The following is a 16,746-nucleotide window of genomic DNA, read 5'->3' as shown; positions in this document are numbered from 1 at the left end:
TCCGTCCGGATTCCCTCTTGCCTTTTTTTAGATTTCCTAGATCCTTTGCTCCGGCCGGATCTTTGGCCTTGGGGCAAACTCATGTTTATAGGACATTATAGTGTTTCTTTCGCTTCTAAAAAAGCGGAACCTAAAACTCCTCTTTGGGCGAGTTTTTTGGGAGTTCAGTTCGTAGATATTCTGTTTATGATCTTTATATTATTCGGGATCGAAGGGATTAGATTCGTTCCCGGTTTTACAGAAGTAAATAATTTCGATCTTTATTATATGCCGATCACTCATAGTTTAGTGGGGGGGATCGGTTGGTCTATCCTATGTTTTCTGATATTTAAATTCGTTTTTTTAAGATCCAAACCATATTCAGATTCTTTAAAGAATAAAATTTCAGGACTTATCGGTTTAACAGTTCTTTCTCATTATTTCCTGGATCTTCCGATGCATACAAAGGATCTGCCGATCCTATTTGATTCAGGTCCTAAGATCGGTTTCGGACTTTGGCATAATAGAACTCTTTCAATCGCCACAGAAGTAACTCTTACATTGATCGGTTTGGTCTTATATTTTAGAGCGACTAAGCCCGGTCCAACATTCGGTGGAAAATACGGAATGCAGATCTTTGGCGGAATACTTTTGGTTTTAGCGATCGCCACCCCATTCTTCCCTCCTCCTCTTACAATTCCTGAATTTTCTATCCAGGCTCTTGTAGGTTATGTTCTTCTTGCTTGGGTTGCCGGTTGGTTAGATGGCAAACGATTGCCGGCATGATCCTGATCTTATTAGGTGATTTTTTAAACTTTGCAAAATAAAAATTATCCATTCTTAGGAGCGCTTGGCCTTTGCTTCTTAGTTATAGTTACAGGTTTCGGAATAGGGATCGTGTTTGCGATCCTTCAATCCGTTACGAAATTGAACTTAGATGCGAAGGTGATCGCAGCAATCGGTAACTCTGCTTCTTTCGGACTAGCGATTTGGTTCGGACTTCAATTTTCTAAAAAAGAATATTCTGAAGTTTTAAGGCTTCGATCTCCAAAAGTTTTAGAAGTAATTAGTTTCGCGATCACTGCCATCGGTTTTTCATTCCTTCTTTCCGAGGCAGATAATCTGTTTTCGATGTTAGTTCCTAAGCCCGACTTCATCATAAACTTATTCCAAGGGTTATTCGATGGGCAGAATATACTTTTATCTGCGATTTTACTTTCTGTAGTAGCTCCACTGACGGAAGAGTTCATGTTTAGAGGAGTGATCTTGGATAAATTTTTAAAACAGTATTCGGTTACTGCTTCTTTCCTTCTCTCTTCTTTCTTATTTGGGCTGATCCATTTGAATCCTTGGCAATTTATCGGATCCAGTATTTTAGGCATCTATATGGCCTGGGTGGTTTATAAAACGGATTCAATATGGAATTCTATTATTATCCATGCAGTCTTTAATGGGATCCCGCTTATAGTTTTGCACGGACTCCAACTTGAGATCCCTGGTTTTTCAGCTCCAATTGTAGGAAAAATTCAGATCCTTCAACCTCTCTGGCTAGACCTTTTGGGTTTACTGATTACTTGTTTTGGATTATCTTTTACATTCTTTTTGTTTAAAAATAGGAATGAAAAAACTGCATAAGCTAACAATCCGAAGGTTTGTTTTTTCTATTCGAATTACAACTGTGTAGTTTTTTCGTTTTTAGAAGTCGAACAATATTGGCCGAAACCTCTTGGCCATTCGTATATTCGGATCACTCCGATAGAATTAGAAAAGGCAAAAAATAATGGCGGCAAACTCCATCCAAACTACAAATTTTTCAGAAAAAGGAGCGGTTAGTATCAATCGGATTCGTATCGGATTCTCGATAGTAATGCTTGCAGTAAACGTTCTAGCTTTATTCTCTCAAGGAACTAGTTCTCAAAACAGCACATTTATAAACTTTTTGATCGAACTTACAATCTTCGGATACGGGGTTGCTCAGATCGTTCTTCTGAAAAAAGGAAAACTAAAAGGCTCCTTCGTAACTTTATGCGTATTCTTGGACATTCTGATGTATTCCTTGATCTTCATTACGGTCACAGTATATGCAGCCAACAAAGAGGCGATGGTTGGAAACCTAAAAATGCCATTCTTTATCATGTTGTATTTTTTTGTGATGATCTATTCCGGACTTCTTCTTTCTCCTAGAACAACTTTGATCGTCGGATATTTGGCATTGATCGGAACATTCTCCATGGATTATTTTGCATGGTTGAACGGAGTAGAATTTAAATATAACACCGATAAAGCCGACGAGATCTCCGTATTTTTCGAGATCATACGATTCGTATTTTTTATTTTAGGAATTCATATCCTAACTTCGGTAGTTAAATTTTTAGTTTCGGTTTCAGACGTAGCGATCAAGTCCACAGTCGATGCAGAAGCTAAAACTGCCGAAGCAGAGAAAACAAAAGACAGAATCACAGACGAAGCAACCACACTGAACAAAAATACTTCAGAGATGAAAAACGAAATGGATACTCTGAACTCTGAGATCCAAAGTCAGGTCTCCAGTATGGAACAAATCAGTGCTTCGCTCGAAGAATTAGCAGCTTCCACAGACAGCGCCGCAGAATTTGTTAAGGCCCAGTTCGGAAAGATAGAAGAATTAAACAAAGAAAGTGATACATTAAACTCTATCTTAAAAGATGTGCGTATTTCCACAGACTCCTTATCCAAAACAACGGAAGAATCCAAAGGTTATAGTAAAGATGTTTCCGGCGCAATGGAAGTATTGGGAAATAATTTCGGAGAAGTAAGTAAATCTTTCCAAAAAGTCCAAGACGTTAACGATATCATGAGAGAGATCGCAGACAGGACCAATTTACTCGCGCTAAACGCTTCTATCGAGGCGGCAAGAGCGGGAGAGCACGGAAAAGGATTCGCGGTAGTTGCACAGGAAGTAGCGAAACTTGCGGATAGTGCTTCTGAAAACGCAGCCACAATCTCCAAAATTATCGGCGAAGCGGCAAAACTTATCACAAACGGAAACACTGCGGCAGAAGAAACAAAACGAAAGGTTTCCGTCCAAGAATCCGGATTTACTTCCGTGGTAGATAACCTGAACCAATTAAGATCCAGAGTGGAAAACCAAGGAAAAATCCATGAGTCCTTCTTAAAATCTTTCCGCGAACTATTCGACTTATCAAGACAAATCGAGTCTATCGCGAGCGAACAGAAGAATGGAACCAAAGAAGTGGTCCAGGCTCTTTCTTCCATTGAACAATCTTCGAATATTATCTCCGAAGGTTCGAATAGAATGAGAGCCAGCTTGGAAGAACTTTCGGAACAGTCCAAGAGATTGGTAGTTCAGTAAAGTTTTGCCGGGCGGTTTTTAGAAGTTCAATATTCTTGACTTCCCGGCATCCGTTGAAACACTGACTTTCGTAACCCGTCGCGAGTGTGGTGAAATTGGTAGACACGCCAGATTTAGGTTCTGGTGCAGTAATGTGTGGGGGTTCGAGTCCCTCCACTCGCAAAAAGTTCTTCTTCAAGAACAAAACAATCCAACTAAATCAATAAAATCCTGAGGGACTCGAACGGCTGAGTCGGAGAGCGAAAATAGCTCGCGTAACGAGCGTACATTTTCGCGTCCGAAGCACAGGATGTGCTGAGGCCGACGAAGCACGCCGCGGAACCAAGTCGAGCAGGATGCGAGACTGTGTAGCGGGCGAGTCCCCTCCGCATTCTACAATGAAAGTTTTACGCAAAAAATCCACATATAAAACATTATAAATTTATAATATTGTATACCAAACTTCGAAGGTAAATTTTTCACCCCCACCCGCGAAGGATCGAGCCGGGGTCAAAAAATCGTGAATGCGATTTTTTGACCGGAGGTGAGAGCCTGGCCCGAAGGGCGCGGCCTATTCTTTCTTCCAGCTTTGAAACAAAGGCAAAATCGCTTCGGCTAAGGCAAGGTCCGACTTTTCTGTAATTTTAAGATTATACGGATTGGATTCCACTAATTTGGACCCGATCCCTTGTCCTTGAGTCCAGGTGCATAGATCTGTAGGCTCTGCTGAATACGTTTTTTCCAGGATCTTCTTCAGTATATCTCCGCGAATTCCTTGGGGAGTTTTCATAAACCAGATCTTATCGCGGTTTAAAAACTTGAGACTGTCTTTTTCTTCTTCCAAAACCGTTTCATGATTTTTGGAAGCAAGTGTTGCCACTCCGAATTCTTCCGTTGCACTTGATAATCTGTCTAGATCATCCGATGAAACAAAAGGTCTAGCTGCGTCGTGAATCAAAATGATATCATTTGCAGAAAATTGAATACTGGATATTCCGGCTAATGTGGATCCGTGTCTAGTATCTCCGCCTTCTACAATTCTATCTCTTTCTCTAAGAAATGGAGAACAGAGTGTTTCCGAATCCAGGATATAATCTTTATGAGATACTAGGACAATACTTTTGGTTTTTCCCCAATCCAAAAAAGTTTCCAGACTATGGAGTAAGATCGATTTTCCGTTTAATTCTAAAAATTGTTTCGGAAGATCAGACTTCATTCGGGAGCCTGTTCCTCCCGAAAGAAGTAATAGATAAATATTACCCGAGGGAAACCAGGAGTTCATTTTCTAGGATTTGTTCCAGAGTTTGTCTTTGTCTTACAAGTTTAGTCGTTCCGTCTGTATCGATCAATACTTCAGAAGTTTCAGGATAAGAATTATAGTTCTTAGTAGACATAGAAGAACAATAAGCTCCCGCTCCTTCCATCACTACTAAGTCTCCGATCTCAGGAGTATGTGTGGTCCTAAGTTGAGGTCCACCGCCTTCTTCCTGTGTGATCAAGTCTCCACTTTCGCAGCAATGTCCTACAAATACAAAGTCTCCAGTCTTTTGTTCGGAGTTTTCTTTCTGTGGAATAACTATTAGCGGATGTTTTGCCGCGTATAACGCAGGTCTTGTATTCACATCCATTCCCATGTCTAGTTTCACAAAAGTATATCCACCATCTCCAGTATAGACGATATCATCCACCTGAGTGAGGATTGCTCCGTTATTCACCATTAAGAAGGAGCCGGGCTCTATTTCCATCTTGAGTTGGATGCCTTTCTCTTTAGCGAAATTTTCAAAGAGTTCTTTTACAGGTTTTCCGATGCTTTGAGGATCGGTAGTTTTTTCACCGATCATTCTTCCTACCTTGAAACCTCCGCCCAGATTCACTGTTCTACAATCCGGAAATTGAGCTGCGATCTCTAAGGTATAATGTGCTACTGCCTTCCAAACTTCCGGATCGGAACCGGAACCTATATGAGTATGGACTCGAACCAGTTTGAGTCCGTATTTAGAAACGATCTCTTTTACTTTTCCGATCTCTTCATGCCAGATACCGAAGGAGGATGTTCTACCTCCTACGTCTGTCTTCTTAGTAGCTCCGGAACCTAAACCTGGATTAAAACGAACGCTTACTTCTTTACCTGGGAAGTTTTTTCCAAATTCTTCCAATTGCCTAAGAGAACATGCGTTGAATTGAACTCCTTGTGGGATCAATTCCTTTAAGGATTTAGCCAATTGTTGGGAAGTGAGTAGAATATCGGAAGGTTTAAATCCAGCAAGTATCGCACGTTTCACTTCGTGCTCTGAAGATGCATCTATATGTATGCCCTTCTTCTTTAATATTTCCAGAACCGTGCGCCCCGGATTGGCTTTCATTGCAAATCGAACGGTCAGACCGAAAGCGTTAGGAAATGCGAGAGCATCATCGCAACTTTTTTCAATTCCTTTACGAGAGTACACAAAAAGTGGGGTCCCGAAATTTGTTGCGATTTTTCTAGCTTCTTCGGGGGTCAAAAATTTAAGATTTTCTATTGATTGCATAGGGTTAGAGGGTTTTCTAGATCCTTCTAGGCCATCTTTTAGAGCGGTCCGGGTTTTTTCAAAGGCAAAATTCCGATATGGCAGGCAAAATCACTCATCTCGAAGCTCTTTCCCAAGTCTGCAAACATCTGGATCACGGAACTGCAGAACAAAGGAAGATCGCAAAACTTTTAAGAGAAGAAGGCACCCGTAAGTTTGCCAATATAGGTGCGATCGCTCCTGACATTTTTTATTTTTATCATGTTCTTTCTCCCGTTCGGACCAAGAAAGCGCTTCCATGGGGAGACTTAAGCCATCACGAAAACGTTTTGGAATTGATCCTCAACTTTTTAGATGGTGTCCTCACTGTTGAGGAAGGGATTTATAGAGATCGTTTTCTAGCATTCACTTTAGGTTATATTATTCACTGCGCTGTGGATATCGTTACTCATCCTTATATCTTTTTTATTTCCGGAGATTATTATAGTCCGGATAAACAGATCAGCTCCAAAGCCCAATACAATCATATGAGAGTAGAGTTCGCTTTGGATTCTTGGCTTCTGGATTTCAGATGGGGAATGACTCCTAAAGCATATGATTTTGTGCAACATGTGGATGTGATCTTCAAAGGAAAAGACGGGAAGAAAAAAATGGATCCTATGCTTTGGAACTTTTGGCTAAAAGGTTTAAAAGCAACCTTCCCGAAAGAATTTAAAGAAAAGTATATTGGCTCCGAAGAAAAGATCATTCCTGGAGATATCCTAAACGAATCTTTCTTAGGTTATTTGTATTTTCATAGATACTTGGATTCCAGAAGTAAGATAATAAGAGCGGCCCTCAGCTTTTTAGATAAGATCACATTGCATAAAGTAAATTCTTCCGTTCTAATGCTTCCTCTAAAGGAACATATAGATAAAAGGATCATGAACGAAGAAAAAAGAGAATGGTCTTATCCTGCAGACCCGAACTTGATCCGTAATGATTCTTTCGTGGAGTTGATCAACAAAGCATGTGACTCTGCAAAAGATGCAGTTACAAATGCTTGGGGTTATGTTCACGACAAAACTTCTCGTTCTTCTATGATCAAAGAATACCAGGGATATAACTTGGATACAGGACTTAGATTCCACGGCATTGATAAGATGCGCCAATTTTCGCCTTTATAAAAAGCAGAAATAAACCAAATGAAACACGAACCCGTAGATTTTTTCACAAGATATTTCGTAGTAATTTTTAGGGACAGGGTCCAATCCCGTTTGGATTCTTCCGATCCTGTCCGTAAACTAATCTATCTTGTTTTGGGACTTATCTTCTTAAACGGATTTTTATTCGTATTCTCTATCAAAGATATTTGGCAGGTCCCTAAGGCGGACCGTTACGAAAAACCTTCCCTACTCTTTGGGCTCAATACGGAAGGGAAATACGAACCTATCGCGGAGTTCTATAGATTTTCGAGAGTAGTGATCACTGACGAAGATCTTCCAGGTGGTTTCGAAGACAATAAGGTCATCCGTTGTTTTGTTTCTACGGAAGATAATAATTTCAGATCTCATAAAGGTCTGGATCTTCGCGGGATTTTCAGAGCAACCATGGTCAACCTTCTTGCGGGAAGAGTGAAAGAAGGTGCATCTACGATCACCCAACAGGTTGCGAGATTAAAATTCTTAAACACAGAAAGATCTTTTTTGCGTAAAGCAAGAGAAGCTTGGCTTGCACTTCTTCTTGAATTGGTATTCGATAAGAAAACCTTAATAGGGATCTATCTAAACGAGATCCCACTCGGTCATGGAACAATCGGTGTCGGAGCCGCGGCAAAATTCTATTTTAGAAAAGATATCAAAGATCTAAGCTGGGGAGAAGCTGCACTTCTCGCAAGTTTAACCACAAGACCAAAGGAATTTTCTCCCTTAGTAAATCCCAATACGTCGGCTTCTAAGGTAAGAGTTGTATTCAAAAAACTGGTAGAAAACGGGATCCTAGATGTAGAGACTGCGGAGAGAGAATTCGAAGCATTCTCCGAATATTATATAACCTTAAATCGTTCCCCTAACGATTCCGCATTCTCCGATCGTCTTAATAAATTCCCTTATTTTACGGAATATGTGCGTAAGAACCTGGCTCGTTATATCCCTTCCCAACAGATATATGAGGGCGGTTTAAAGATCTATACTACCCTAAATATTCAGCACCAATCCCAAGCAGAAAAGGCTATGGCTGCAGGTTTGAAACAGCAGACACAATTGTCCAACCAGAGGGCCTTTACTAAAATTGACTCATTCGAAGATTCTTACGGTTCTACCTATAAACTTTTAGCCGAACTTCATGATCTTCCCGAATTCAAATTTAAGATCTCCCGTTCTTACAGAACATTCAATAGGGCTTGGCAGGAAGAATTCAGAGACGACCTATCCTTCTTAAATTTGATCTCGGGCACGGAGATGTTGGGAGAAGCAATCGACTGGAATTATAAAACCCAAGCAACAGAAGATCATTTACTTCCTGTAGAAGGTGCGTTAATCTCCATTCGTCCGGATACAGGTTATATCACAGCGATGGTAGGAGGTTCCGGATTCAGATCGGATAACCAACAGATCCGCGCATTCCAAGCATACAGACAACCAGGTTCGGCATTCAAACCTTTAGTGTATGCTTCTGCGATGGAATACTATCATGAACATCCGGATGATAAGAAGAATGTTACTGCTGCTTCTCTATTCGATGATTCTCCGCTTCAATACGTTCTGGAAGATGGAGATGAATGGAACCCAAGCAATTATTCTGGAGAATATTCCGGATTCATTCGTTTAAGAGAAGCACTAGAACTTTCCAGAAATAGTGTTGCAGTTCGATTATTGGAACATACAGGTTTAAATAATCTTCTACCAAGACTAGAAAAACTTTTACAGGTAGAAAATAGAAATCTTCCAAGAGACTTTTCAATCGCATTAGGAAGTTTTGAAGTTTCTCCGTATGAACTCGCAAGATCCTACGCAGTTTTTGCTTCCGGAGGAAAACAAGTTTTTCCTCTTAGCGTTTTATATGTGGAAGACGAACAAGGAAATCTGATCAAAGATTTCAGAAAAGAATTCGAATCCAAAGAAAGAAAAAGATTACTCTCTCCTGAAACAAGTTACGTGATCACCTCCATGATGGAAGATGTGATTAAAAAAGGAACCGGAACAGGAGCCAGATCTTACGGACTCACTCGTCCTGCCGCTGGAAAAACAGGAACCACAAATAATTTCAGAGACGCATGGTTCGCAGGATATACTCCCGAACTTGTAGCGGTCGTTTGGGTGGGATACGATACTGGAACACTTTCACTCGGCCGCGGAATGTCAGGTGCAGTTGTTGCCGCTCCTATCTGGGGAAGATTTATGGCGAATGCTCTCTCTCACGAAAAATCGAGATCATTCGATTTCGGAGACGCAAAAATTGTGCGAAGGACCATCTGTTCTATCTCCGGAAAACTTCCTGGTTCTCATTGTTACCAAACGGAAGAAGAAGTATTCGATAAGGACACAGTCCCAAAAGAAGTTTGCGAAGACCATCGTGGAATGACAGAACCGGATCCGACTCCTACCCATACTACAGACCCGGGAACGACTAAAAAGAAAAAACCGAATCTCTTCGAAGGCGATGAAGACGTAATCCGGTAAGTTCTAATACAAAAAGAGTTGTCGATTTCGGAACCGCCCACCAAATAGATGAATCAGCAGTCAGGAGTAACAGATGGCCATCGGTAAGGATAATAATAACAGCGTAATCGGCCCGGGTTCCATATTTGAGGGCAAATTCTATATCGCTGGTTCCCTACGTATCGACGGAAAATTCGAAGGGGAAATTAAAACCGACGACGCATTATTTATTGGAGAAACCGGTAAGGTCCGCACTAACATATCCGCAAGAGAAGTGATTGTAGCAGGAACCTTGATCGGAAACATTAAGGCGGAAACAGAAGTCCGCTTAGAAGAAACTGGACGTCTCTTAGGGGATATTATCGCTCCTGCTCTTTCCCTGGCAAAAGGTGTGGTAGCTAAAGGTAATATTACCGTGACTGGCGGCCAAAAGAAAGACGTTAAAAAGATCGTGGAAGAATCTTTTGGCGGCACAAGGACACTGGACAACGGAAAGGAAGAATAACTCTTAAATCCCGAGTTCTTTTTCCCACCTCTTAGATTTGTTCGAATCAAAAACTCGGGTGGTTCTCCACCCGATCTACCGATACTGATAGTATGATCTTCAAGAAGCCCAGGCAATTGACCGCAGGAAAAGAAATCCTCCGGACAGATAATTTCACCCTGATCTACCTGGGCGCCTTCCATTTCCATTATTCCTTTTATTTTAAAGGAAACTTATATCACGGAAATCTAGACTTCAGAAGACGTAAATTCCGCGTTATTCCTCTTGTGGCATCCGTCATTTTTATGGTCCTATTTTTAGGAATTTGGATGAGCCCATCTAATGCTTCTATGGAATCCGCTTCTACCGAAGTGACTGAAAACGATTCCGAAGACTTAAAGGCCAAAAAAGGCGACGAAAAGTTTCTAGAAGAATCTGAAAAAGCAAAACTCACCATCCTAATGGCAAATGAGATCAAAAGCGCTTCCGATAAAAAGAAACAACTTAAGGTAGTTACCTATAAAGTTAAAAGGAACGAAACTCTTTCGGAGATCGCAACTCGTTATAAAGTCTCCATGGAATCGATCGCAGGTTCTTCCAGCATCAATTTGGAAGATACTTTGTATCCTGGACAAATATTACAAATCCCGAATAAACAAGGTCTATTATATAAATTCAAGGCCGGTGACACGGTCGCAAAGGTAGCCTCTCTCTACAAGGTCAACTTGGATGAAATTTTGGAAGAGAATAAACTGGATGATCTGGATATCCTTCGTCCAGGCCAAAAAGTTTTTCTTCCAGGTGCTGTGATCCCAGATCCTGCTCCTAAATGGGTAGTTCCTGTTACTTCTCATGTAGTAACTTCCAATTACGGATGGAGAACCTTCCCTCAACATAAATTCCACGAAGCATTGGATCTAAAAGCAAACTACGAAGCAGTAATGGCAGCTCGTAATGGTAAGGTAGTATTCTCCGGATGGATGGGTGGCTACGGAAACGCAATCGTGATCGAACATAACGATGATTTCAAAACATTATACGCTCACAATTCCAGACTGAATGTAAAACGAGGGGATTATGTGGTCGCAGGTAAAAAGATCGCAACCTCAGGATGTACAGGCTATTGTTTCGGTCCTCACTTACATTTCGAAGTAATCCACAAAGGAAAATCGGTAAACCCCGGAAAATATCTAAAAGGTCTCAGCTATAAAAGAGGCTCTAAACCAAACCATTAAGATTTTATGATGTTTCAAACTTTCTTTTTTCTTGTTCTCAGCTTTGTACTTTATTGCGGTTGTGGACCTTCTATTTCCGAACATCTGGACAAGAGGACAAATTCCCAATATTCTTCCACTCATGGGATCGAGGTATTTTTTAATACTTCCAGAGCGGTCAATCCAGGATCACAAGTAGCTTGTTCTAATTCTTATTTTCTGAATTTCGGGAATATGGGAACCCAATCCGGTTCTTGTTTAGTCAATGTTCCCGCTGATAGAGAAATAGGTTCCCTCCCCTTCGGCCTGGGAAATAAAGAGAAATCATTTCAATTTTTAGAACATAGAGTTGCATTCCAAGGAACGACCAAAGAGGAACAGGAAAAACTTTGGTGGAAAAGAATAGAAGAAGATCCTTTCGAAGAAGTGATCGTATTCGTTCACGGATTTAACGTAAACTTCGAAGAAGCTATTTTAAGAGCAGCTCAACTCAAATATGATCTGAAATTTCCCGGCAAGGTAGCTTTATATACTTGGCCAGCAGGAGGAGACGGCTCCATGCTCGGGACCTTCTTCCTAAAAAACACCTATGAAAAAAATTTAGTCTCTGCGAGAAGCAGCCGGGATTCTTTCAAAAACTTTCTGAAAAGAATGGTATCTACCAACAAAAAGATCCACCTACTGGTTCATTCTATGGGTCATCAGGTAGCTCTAAATTCAATTTCTGAACTTTCCAAAGAATTAGGAGATCGTCCTTTTCTAAAAGAATTGGTTTTGAATGCTCCTGATTATGATACCGGAGAATTTATACTCATCCTGGACCGCCTGTTAAAATCTTCGGAAAGAATTACATTATACTGTTCTCCCGGAGACTCCGCATTATTTGCCTCTGCCCAAATTCACCAGACAGGAAGATTAGGAGCCTGCTCCAAATTTCCAGGTGTGGATGTGGTCAATGTGAACCCGATCGACGCGTCTTTATTGTCATTGGGTCACGGATATTATTCTTCCCGCCCTATACTGACAGACCTATACCAATTGTTTTTGGGTCTGGGCGCGGAGAAGAGGTTATTCATCCGTAAATCCTACGGAAATGAAAACTATATTCTCCGAAATTAAATCCTTCTAAACCCGGAATCGATCCTCCTGTCCCTGGGACAGAACATCTGCAACACAATACACGTTAGACGATATATCAAAAAATTTCCAATTTTAGTCCGAAAGGATTAGAAAAGTTTTTATATCCGAATGGTTGTTTCAAAAAAGATTACAAGATAATAAACAATCCTTACAAAAATCTCACTTATATTCGATTTTAGTTGCAAAGATCTCCATTAATTTTTCGCCCATATTTCCGCAGATATTTTCAGTAATCATTTTTCATTTATATGGTTGAAACAATCGCTTTTATTCGTAGATTAGAAGTATGCTCACAAAACCCAAGATCCTAGTTGTAGAAGATGAGATCATAGTCGCAGTCAACTTGGGCCAGAAACTTAAAAAATTAGGTTACGATCTTGTGGGTATCACATCCTCCGGAGAGGAGGCCATCCAAAAGGCAGAAGAGAATCACCCTGATCTGGTCCTAATGGATATCAATATTGAAGGGAATCTGGACGGGATACAAACTGCGGAACTTCTCCGAAATAGATTCCAAACACCTGTTATTTATCTTACAGCTTATGCGGATGAGAATACTCTGAACAGAGCCAAAAGGACTCAACCCCTAGGTTATATAGTCAAACCGTTCGAATCGGACCAACTTCGCTCTTCTATCGAAGTTGCTTTGTATAAGAACGAGCTGGAACATAGAAATCGCAAAAACGAAGAATCCCTAAAATCCACTTTGAATCAAATGGAGTCAGGGATCATCACAACTGACGAAAACGGCCTCGTATTATTTTGTAATCCAGTAGCAGAGAAGATCGCGGGGCTAAGCTACGCAGAATCCATAGGACTTTCTTTAACAAAGATCTTAAAATTAGAAGATTCTACTTCTTCCTCTTATACCCTTCCACTTTCGGATGTATTAATATCCAACCAAACGATTGAGAAAAATGGAATATTCGCAGTCGATGGGATTGGAAATAAAACGGCGGTTTCCATCCAGATCTCTCCTATCCTAAACACGGAAGGAAAATCAAGCGGTTCTATCACTGTTCTTAGATTGGGAGAATCGGACAATACCAACCAGTCTTACCTAAAAGAGATCCATCATAGGATCAAAAACAATCTTACCGTTATTTCTTCTTTGCTGAGTATGAATGCCTCTAATCTGAAAGACCAGGAGACCTTGGATATTTTCAAGGATAGCCAGCATAGGATACAAGCAGTTGCACTTCTGCACGAAGTGCTTTATGAAAACCATGATCTATCGTCCATCAGTTTTGATCTTTATGTTCGCAAACTTACCGACCTTCTATTCGAAGTATATAAAGTAGATCGTTCTAAGTTCAAACTAGTGCTGGATATCCAAACTCCAAAGATCCCAAGTGAGATGGGAATGAACTGCGCATTAATCATTAACGAACTTTTAACTAACTCGTTCAAACATGGATTCAAAGGTAGAGAAAGTGGTTCTATACTGATCCGTTTTAGTTTGAATGACGAACAATATTTCTTAGAAGTCAAGGACGATGGAGTTGGTCTATCTGATGATACAATAGCCCAAACGCGCAATTCAGGCTCTTTGGGACTTTCTTTGGTGGATTCTTTCGTGAAACTTCTAAGAGGAAAACTTAAGCTTGAGAACGAAAACGGCTGCAAAGTTACCTTAAGCTTCCCCACAAGACACGAGACCTAAAAAACGTTTTACTCGTCGGCTGAATCGGATAACTCTGATCCCGATGAAGACAAACTTTGAATTCTTTGAAATCGTCGAGAGAGAAGACGGAGTAGCTATCGTCTTCTTAAACCGTCCCGACAAAAGAAACGCGATGAACTGGAGTTTCTGGAGAGATCTTCCGGATGTCGTACACGAAATTAACTCCAATCAAAAAATCAGATCCTTCGTAGTTGCTGCAAGAGGGAAATCATTTTCCACAGGTTTGGACCTGGATTCATTCTTCCAAGAATTTGGATCAGTAGTACAAGGCGCATATGGTGATGATCGTAAAAAATTCTACGAGTTAATCCTCAGAATGCAGAAAGGGATCAACGCAGTTTATGATTCTCCTAAACCTTCCGTTGCTGCGGTCCAAAAACATTGTATCGGTGGTGGACTCGACCTGATCTCCGCTTGTGATATTCGTTATGCAACCTTTGATGCAAGTATCTCATTGAGAGAAGCAAAGGTAGCAATCGTTGCGGACATGGGTTCGATCAACAGGCTTCCTTCTATCATAGGACAAGGAAACACAAGAGAACTCGCCTACACAGGTAAGGACATAGACGGAGAAGAAGCGCTCAGAATGGGACTTGTCTCTAAATTGTTCAAGGACCAAGACCAACTTTTGGAAGGTGCAATCGCAACTGCATCCGAGATTGCTGCTAATCCAAGAATAGTGGTAGAAGGTACTAAGGAAGTAATGAACTACTCCGAAGGGAAACCGTTAGCTGTTGGTTTGAACTATGTCGCGGTTTGGAATTCCAGCTTTATGGATTCCAGAGATTTTAGAGAAGCGATGAAAGCCTTTAAAGACAGAAAAAGGCCGGAATATAATAAAGAACTAACCTAGTGTGCGAGGATGTGGGAACTCCTACAAACGATATGGTTTCGTTTAGGGGAATTCCTGCATCCTAATTAAACGTACAGATCCAAAAGTCTGGATCTTCCTTCAGAAGCTTGGGCATTCACTTGAGCCTCTACGTTCAGCTTCAAAAGTTTAGAATTCATATCTGACTGAGCCTGGAATATTTCTCTAGGCAGATTGGCGATTCTTTCGATCATGAGAGATTGGCTGGTTTGGCTACCGATTTCCATTTTCTTTACCTCGATGGACTGGGGATTTTTTCTTTCCTTTGCCCCCGTTTCAATCATCGGTTGATCTGTGGAAAACTTGATTATTTTAGGAATTTTTTTAGCCTGTCCCAGTCGTGGGTTTTCGGGAACTGATCATAAGCGCCATCCATAGGGAAAGGCAGAGGGAATTTACTAAGGCGTTCAACCTATACAAAGAATCCCTGAATTTTACCAAAAATCCCAAAACAGTCGTGAAGGTGAAAAACCGTCAGGCTTGGTGCCAATATTATATTGGAAATACCAGGGAAACCTTGAATCTTTTCCAAGAATTGCAGGATCGTTTTTCCACTCATCCGGAAAGTAGACTGTATTATGCGAATTACCTGATCAAGGTTCACAATTTTAAATCCGCTAAAAAGTTACTTACTTCTGCTATTGAGATTTTTCCTGACCAATTGGAATTATACCTAACTCTTGCAAGTTTGTTAAAAGATACGGATAGATCCAATGAGGCGATCCAAGTATTAAAACAGGCATTATCTCAGGAAAAACTTTCTAGAGGAAGAGGGATCAAACGAAAAGATATTTGGTCCGAACTCGGGTATTTGTATTATCAGAGAGGAGATTATAACTCAGCCTTAGCTTCTTTAAAAACCGCCATGAGAATGGACGAAGAAGAAACCTTCCTGCACTATGATATGATTGCTCAGTGTTATCTGAAAGTTTCGGATCATAAGAACGCACTTAAGTTTATAGATCTTTATATCAAATATTTCGGAGAATCGGATGCGGACATACTCGTTGTAAAAGCAAGAGCTCATGCCCAATTACAAGAAAGCCACTTGGCCTGCGCTTCTCTGCTACAGGCCTACTCTATGGAAAACGGTCTTAAACTTTCCGCAGAGGATATGGTGGATTTCGGCCCACTTTTGCAAACCGGCTTTTTTGACACATTAGAGAATGTTGAAATAGACGAGGCCTAATTACTTCTCTGTTAATTTTTTCTTAGCAAGTTCCTGGATCTTTAGGAAATCTTCCTGCTTCAGATTGTTTTTTTCTCCGACCGGTGAGTTATCCAATTCGCTATGATTATGAACATAAGGGATCCCGATCTTTGATAGATCATCCTTATCGATCACTATCGTTTTTGTTCCTTTGGTAACTGTAAGATAATCGGACGTAGGTATCATCTTCGAATGGTCTGCACTATTCTCCAGTTCCACCTTACCCTGGCAATGACAGATAAGAGTCACATCATCAACGACAGTAGTATAGAATTTTGTCCCCCTAACTCCTGCTGTAGTTGTAGGAGTTCCTAAGCTTAACCCCTCGCCTTTTACAAGTTTATTCGAGAGAAGCCAAGATCTTCCCTTTTCTTGGAAAAACTTTTTGTCTGATTTTATATCATCAAAGCGGAATCTAGAACCGGATTGGATCTCCAACAAAGAAGCATTTTCTCCAAATGCAATCATTGCAGTGGCTCCTTCATCGGTAACTAATACGTCACCATTTTGGATCTCTTTACTCACTTCTACCTTGGATTTTTCGGAACCTCGTTCCAAGGTCACGTTCCCTACAACAAACGTGATCACTCCCTTACCTAAATCTGCTTCCTTTTTACCGCAAGAAAACAAAACACTTATTAAACCTAGAAGAAATAGAACTGATAACTTTTTCATAGCCGTCGATTTT

15 protein-coding genes and 1 tRNA gene are annotated in these 16,746 nt (G+C 40.7%); 12 read left to right on the top strand and 4 right to left on the bottom strand.

Going from position 1 to position 16,746, the window contains the following annotated elements; genetic code table 11:
• Nucleotides 1–81: 81 nt before the first annotated feature.
• From EHO65_RS19460 to EHO65_RS19445, 4 genes are all read left to right on the top strand, one after another.
• Nucleotides 82–765 (top strand): hypothetical protein, encoded by a 684-nt coding sequence (locus EHO65_RS19460; RefSeq protein ID WP_135776200.1) that lies wholly within the window; start codon nucleotides 82–84, stop codon nucleotides 763–765.
• 30 nt (nucleotides 766–795) lie between these two features.
• Nucleotides 796–1,614 (top strand): CPBP family intramembrane glutamic endopeptidase, encoded by an 819-nt coding sequence (locus EHO65_RS19455; RefSeq protein WP_135776199.1) that lies wholly within the window; start codon nucleotides 796–798, stop codon nucleotides 1,612–1,614.
• A gap of 145 nt (nucleotides 1,615–1,759) precedes the next feature.
• The gene (locus EHO65_RS19450) at nucleotides 1,760–3,331 is read left to right on the top strand and encodes a methyl-accepting chemotaxis protein (protein WP_135776198.1); all 1,572 of its coding nucleotides are present in this window, start codon (nucleotides 1,760–1,762) and stop codon (nucleotides 3,329–3,331) included.
• Nucleotides 3,332–3,411: 80 nt separating this feature from the next.
• Nucleotides 3,412–3,493, top strand: a tRNA-Leu gene (locus tag EHO65_RS19445).
• A gap of 388 nt (nucleotides 3,494–3,881) precedes the next feature.
• On the opposite strand, the gene EHO65_RS19440 is transcribed toward EHO65_RS19445, so the two are convergent.
• Both EHO65_RS19440 and EHO65_RS19435 read right to left on the bottom strand, forming a co-directional pair.
• Nucleotides 3,882–4,592: an IspD/TarI family cytidylyltransferase gene (locus EHO65_RS19440; protein ID WP_135776197.1), complete on the bottom strand. Its 711-nt coding sequence runs from the start codon at nucleotides 4,590–4,592 to the stop codon at nucleotides 3,882–3,884.
• Nucleotides 4,567–5,838, bottom strand: coding sequence for a diaminopimelate decarboxylase (locus EHO65_RS19435; RefSeq protein ID WP_135776196.1), 1,272 nt, complete (start codon nucleotides 5,836–5,838; stop codon nucleotides 4,567–4,569). Before EHO65_RS19435 ends, EHO65_RS19440 begins: the two co-directional genes overlap by 26 nt.
• 77 nt (nucleotides 5,839–5,915) lie before the next feature.
• Here EHO65_RS19435 and EHO65_RS19430 point away from each other — a divergent pair, with 77 nt between their 5' ends.
• The 7 genes from EHO65_RS19430 to EHO65_RS19400 all read left to right on the top strand — a co-directional run bounded on the left by EHO65_RS19430 (nucleotide 5,916) and on the right by EHO65_RS19400 (nucleotide 14,830).
• Nucleotides 5,916–6,983 (top strand): zinc dependent phospholipase C family protein, encoded by a 1,068-nt coding sequence (locus EHO65_RS19430; protein WP_135776195.1) that lies wholly within the window; start codon nucleotides 5,916–5,918, stop codon nucleotides 6,981–6,983.
• Between the two features lie 18 nt (nucleotides 6,984–7,001).
• The gene (locus EHO65_RS19425) at nucleotides 7,002–9,476 is read left to right on the top strand and encodes a penicillin-binding protein 1A (RefSeq protein WP_135776194.1); all 2,475 of its coding nucleotides are present in this window, start codon (nucleotides 7,002–7,004) and stop codon (nucleotides 9,474–9,476) included.
• A gap of 73 nt (nucleotides 9,477–9,549) precedes the next feature.
• Nucleotides 9,550–9,960 (top strand): bactofilin family protein, encoded by a 411-nt coding sequence (locus EHO65_RS19420; protein WP_008593196.1) that lies wholly within the window; start codon nucleotides 9,550–9,552, stop codon nucleotides 9,958–9,960.
• A gap of 92 nt (nucleotides 9,961–10,052) precedes the next feature.
• On the top strand, nucleotides 10,053–11,174 hold the full coding sequence (locus tag EHO65_RS19415; RefSeq protein ID WP_135776193.1) for a peptidoglycan DD-metalloendopeptidase family protein: 1,122 nt from the start codon (nucleotides 10,053–10,055) through the stop codon (nucleotides 11,172–11,174).
• A 9-nt stretch (nucleotides 11,175–11,183) separates the two neighbouring features.
• Nucleotides 11,184–12,272: an alpha/beta hydrolase gene (locus tag EHO65_RS19410; protein WP_135776229.1), complete on the top strand. Its 1,089-nt coding sequence runs from the start codon at nucleotides 11,184–11,186 to the stop codon at nucleotides 12,270–12,272.
• A gap of 307 nt (nucleotides 12,273–12,579) precedes the next feature.
• Nucleotides 12,580–13,956, top strand: coding sequence for a histidine kinase dimerization/phosphoacceptor domain -containing protein (locus EHO65_RS19405; protein WP_135776192.1), 1,377 nt, complete (start codon nucleotides 12,580–12,582; stop codon nucleotides 13,954–13,956).
• Between the two features lie 43 nt (nucleotides 13,957–13,999).
• The gene (locus tag EHO65_RS19400; RefSeq protein ID WP_135776191.1) at nucleotides 14,000–14,830 is read left to right on the top strand and encodes a crotonase/enoyl-CoA hydratase family protein; all 831 of its coding nucleotides are present in this window, start codon (nucleotides 14,000–14,002) and stop codon (nucleotides 14,828–14,830) included.
• A gap of 65 nt (nucleotides 14,831–14,895) precedes the next feature.
• Here the strand turns inward: EHO65_RS19400 and EHO65_RS19395 are convergent, their stop codons facing one another.
• On the bottom strand, nucleotides 14,896–15,075 hold the full coding sequence (locus EHO65_RS19395; RefSeq protein WP_167482067.1) for a hypothetical protein: 180 nt from the start codon (nucleotides 15,073–15,075) through the stop codon (nucleotides 14,896–14,898).
• A 113-nt stretch (nucleotides 15,076–15,188) separates the two neighbouring features.
• Here EHO65_RS19395 and EHO65_RS19390 point away from each other — a divergent pair, with 113 nt between their 5' ends.
• Nucleotides 15,189–16,037, top strand: a complete 849-nt coding sequence (locus EHO65_RS19390; RefSeq protein WP_135776189.1) for a tetratricopeptide repeat protein — start codon at nucleotides 15,189–15,191, stop codon at nucleotides 16,035–16,037.
• Here EHO65_RS19390 and EHO65_RS19385 read toward each other — a convergent pair whose 3' ends face one another.
• A complete protein-coding gene (locus EHO65_RS19385) occupies nucleotides 16,038–16,733 on the bottom strand; it encodes a FecR family protein (protein WP_135776188.1) in 696 nt (231 codons plus the stop codon).
• Nucleotides 16,734–16,746: the final 13 nt, after the last annotated feature.

The organism is Leptospira andrefontaineae (assembly GCF_004770105.1).
GTDB classification, from domain to species: Bacteria; Spirochaetota; Leptospiria; order Leptospirales; family Leptospiraceae; genus Leptospira_B; species Leptospira_B andrefontaineae.
Note: the sequence above shows the minus strand (reverse complement) of the source record. Positions and strands in the feature narration are given on the sequence as shown.

Bases quoted from the DNA above. Each gene is read 5' to 3' on its own strand.
- EHO65_RS19385 (WP_135776188.1), bottom strand. From the start codon at position 16,733: ATGAAAAAGTTATCAGTTCTATTTCTTCTAGGTTTAATAAGTGTTTTG.
- EHO65_RS19410 (WP_135776229.1), top strand. From the start codon at position 11,184: ATGTTTCAAACTTTCTTTTTTCTTGTTCTCAGCTTTGTACTTTATTGC.
- EHO65_RS19405 (WP_135776192.1), top strand. From the start codon at position 12,580: ATGCTCACAAAACCCAAGATCCTAGTTGTAGAAGATGAGATCATAGTC.
- EHO65_RS19450 (WP_135776198.1), top strand. From the start codon at position 1,760: ATGGCGGCAAACTCCATCCAAACTACAAATTTTTCAGAAAAAGGAGCG.
- EHO65_RS19400 (WP_135776191.1), top strand. From the start codon at position 14,000: ATGAAGACAAACTTTGAATTCTTTGAAATCGTCGAGAGAGAAGACGGA.
- EHO65_RS19435 (WP_135776196.1), bottom strand. From the start codon at position 5,838: ATGCAATCAATAGAAAATCTTAAATTTTTGACCCCCGAAGAAGCTAGA.
- EHO65_RS19440 (WP_135776197.1), bottom strand. From the start codon at position 4,592: ATGAACTCCTGGTTTCCCTCGGGTAATATTTATCTATTACTTCTTTCG.
- EHO65_RS19395 (WP_167482067.1), bottom strand. From the start codon at position 15,075: ATGGAAATCGGTAGCCAAACCAGCCAATCTCTCATGATCGAAAGAATC.
- EHO65_RS19460 (WP_135776200.1), top strand. From the start codon at position 82: ATGTTTATAGGACATTATAGTGTTTCTTTCGCTTCTAAAAAAGCGGAA.
- EHO65_RS19415 (WP_135776193.1), top strand. From the start codon at position 10,053: ATGATCTTCAAGAAGCCCAGGCAATTGACCGCAGGAAAAGAAATCCTC.
- EHO65_RS19420 (WP_008593196.1), top strand. From the start codon at position 9,550: ATGGCCATCGGTAAGGATAATAATAACAGCGTAATCGGCCCGGGTTCC.
- EHO65_RS19430 (WP_135776195.1), top strand. From the start codon at position 5,916: ATGGCAGGCAAAATCACTCATCTCGAAGCTCTTTCCCAAGTCTGCAAA.
- EHO65_RS19425 (WP_135776194.1), top strand. From the start codon at position 7,002: ATGAAACACGAACCCGTAGATTTTTTCACAAGATATTTCGTAGTAATT.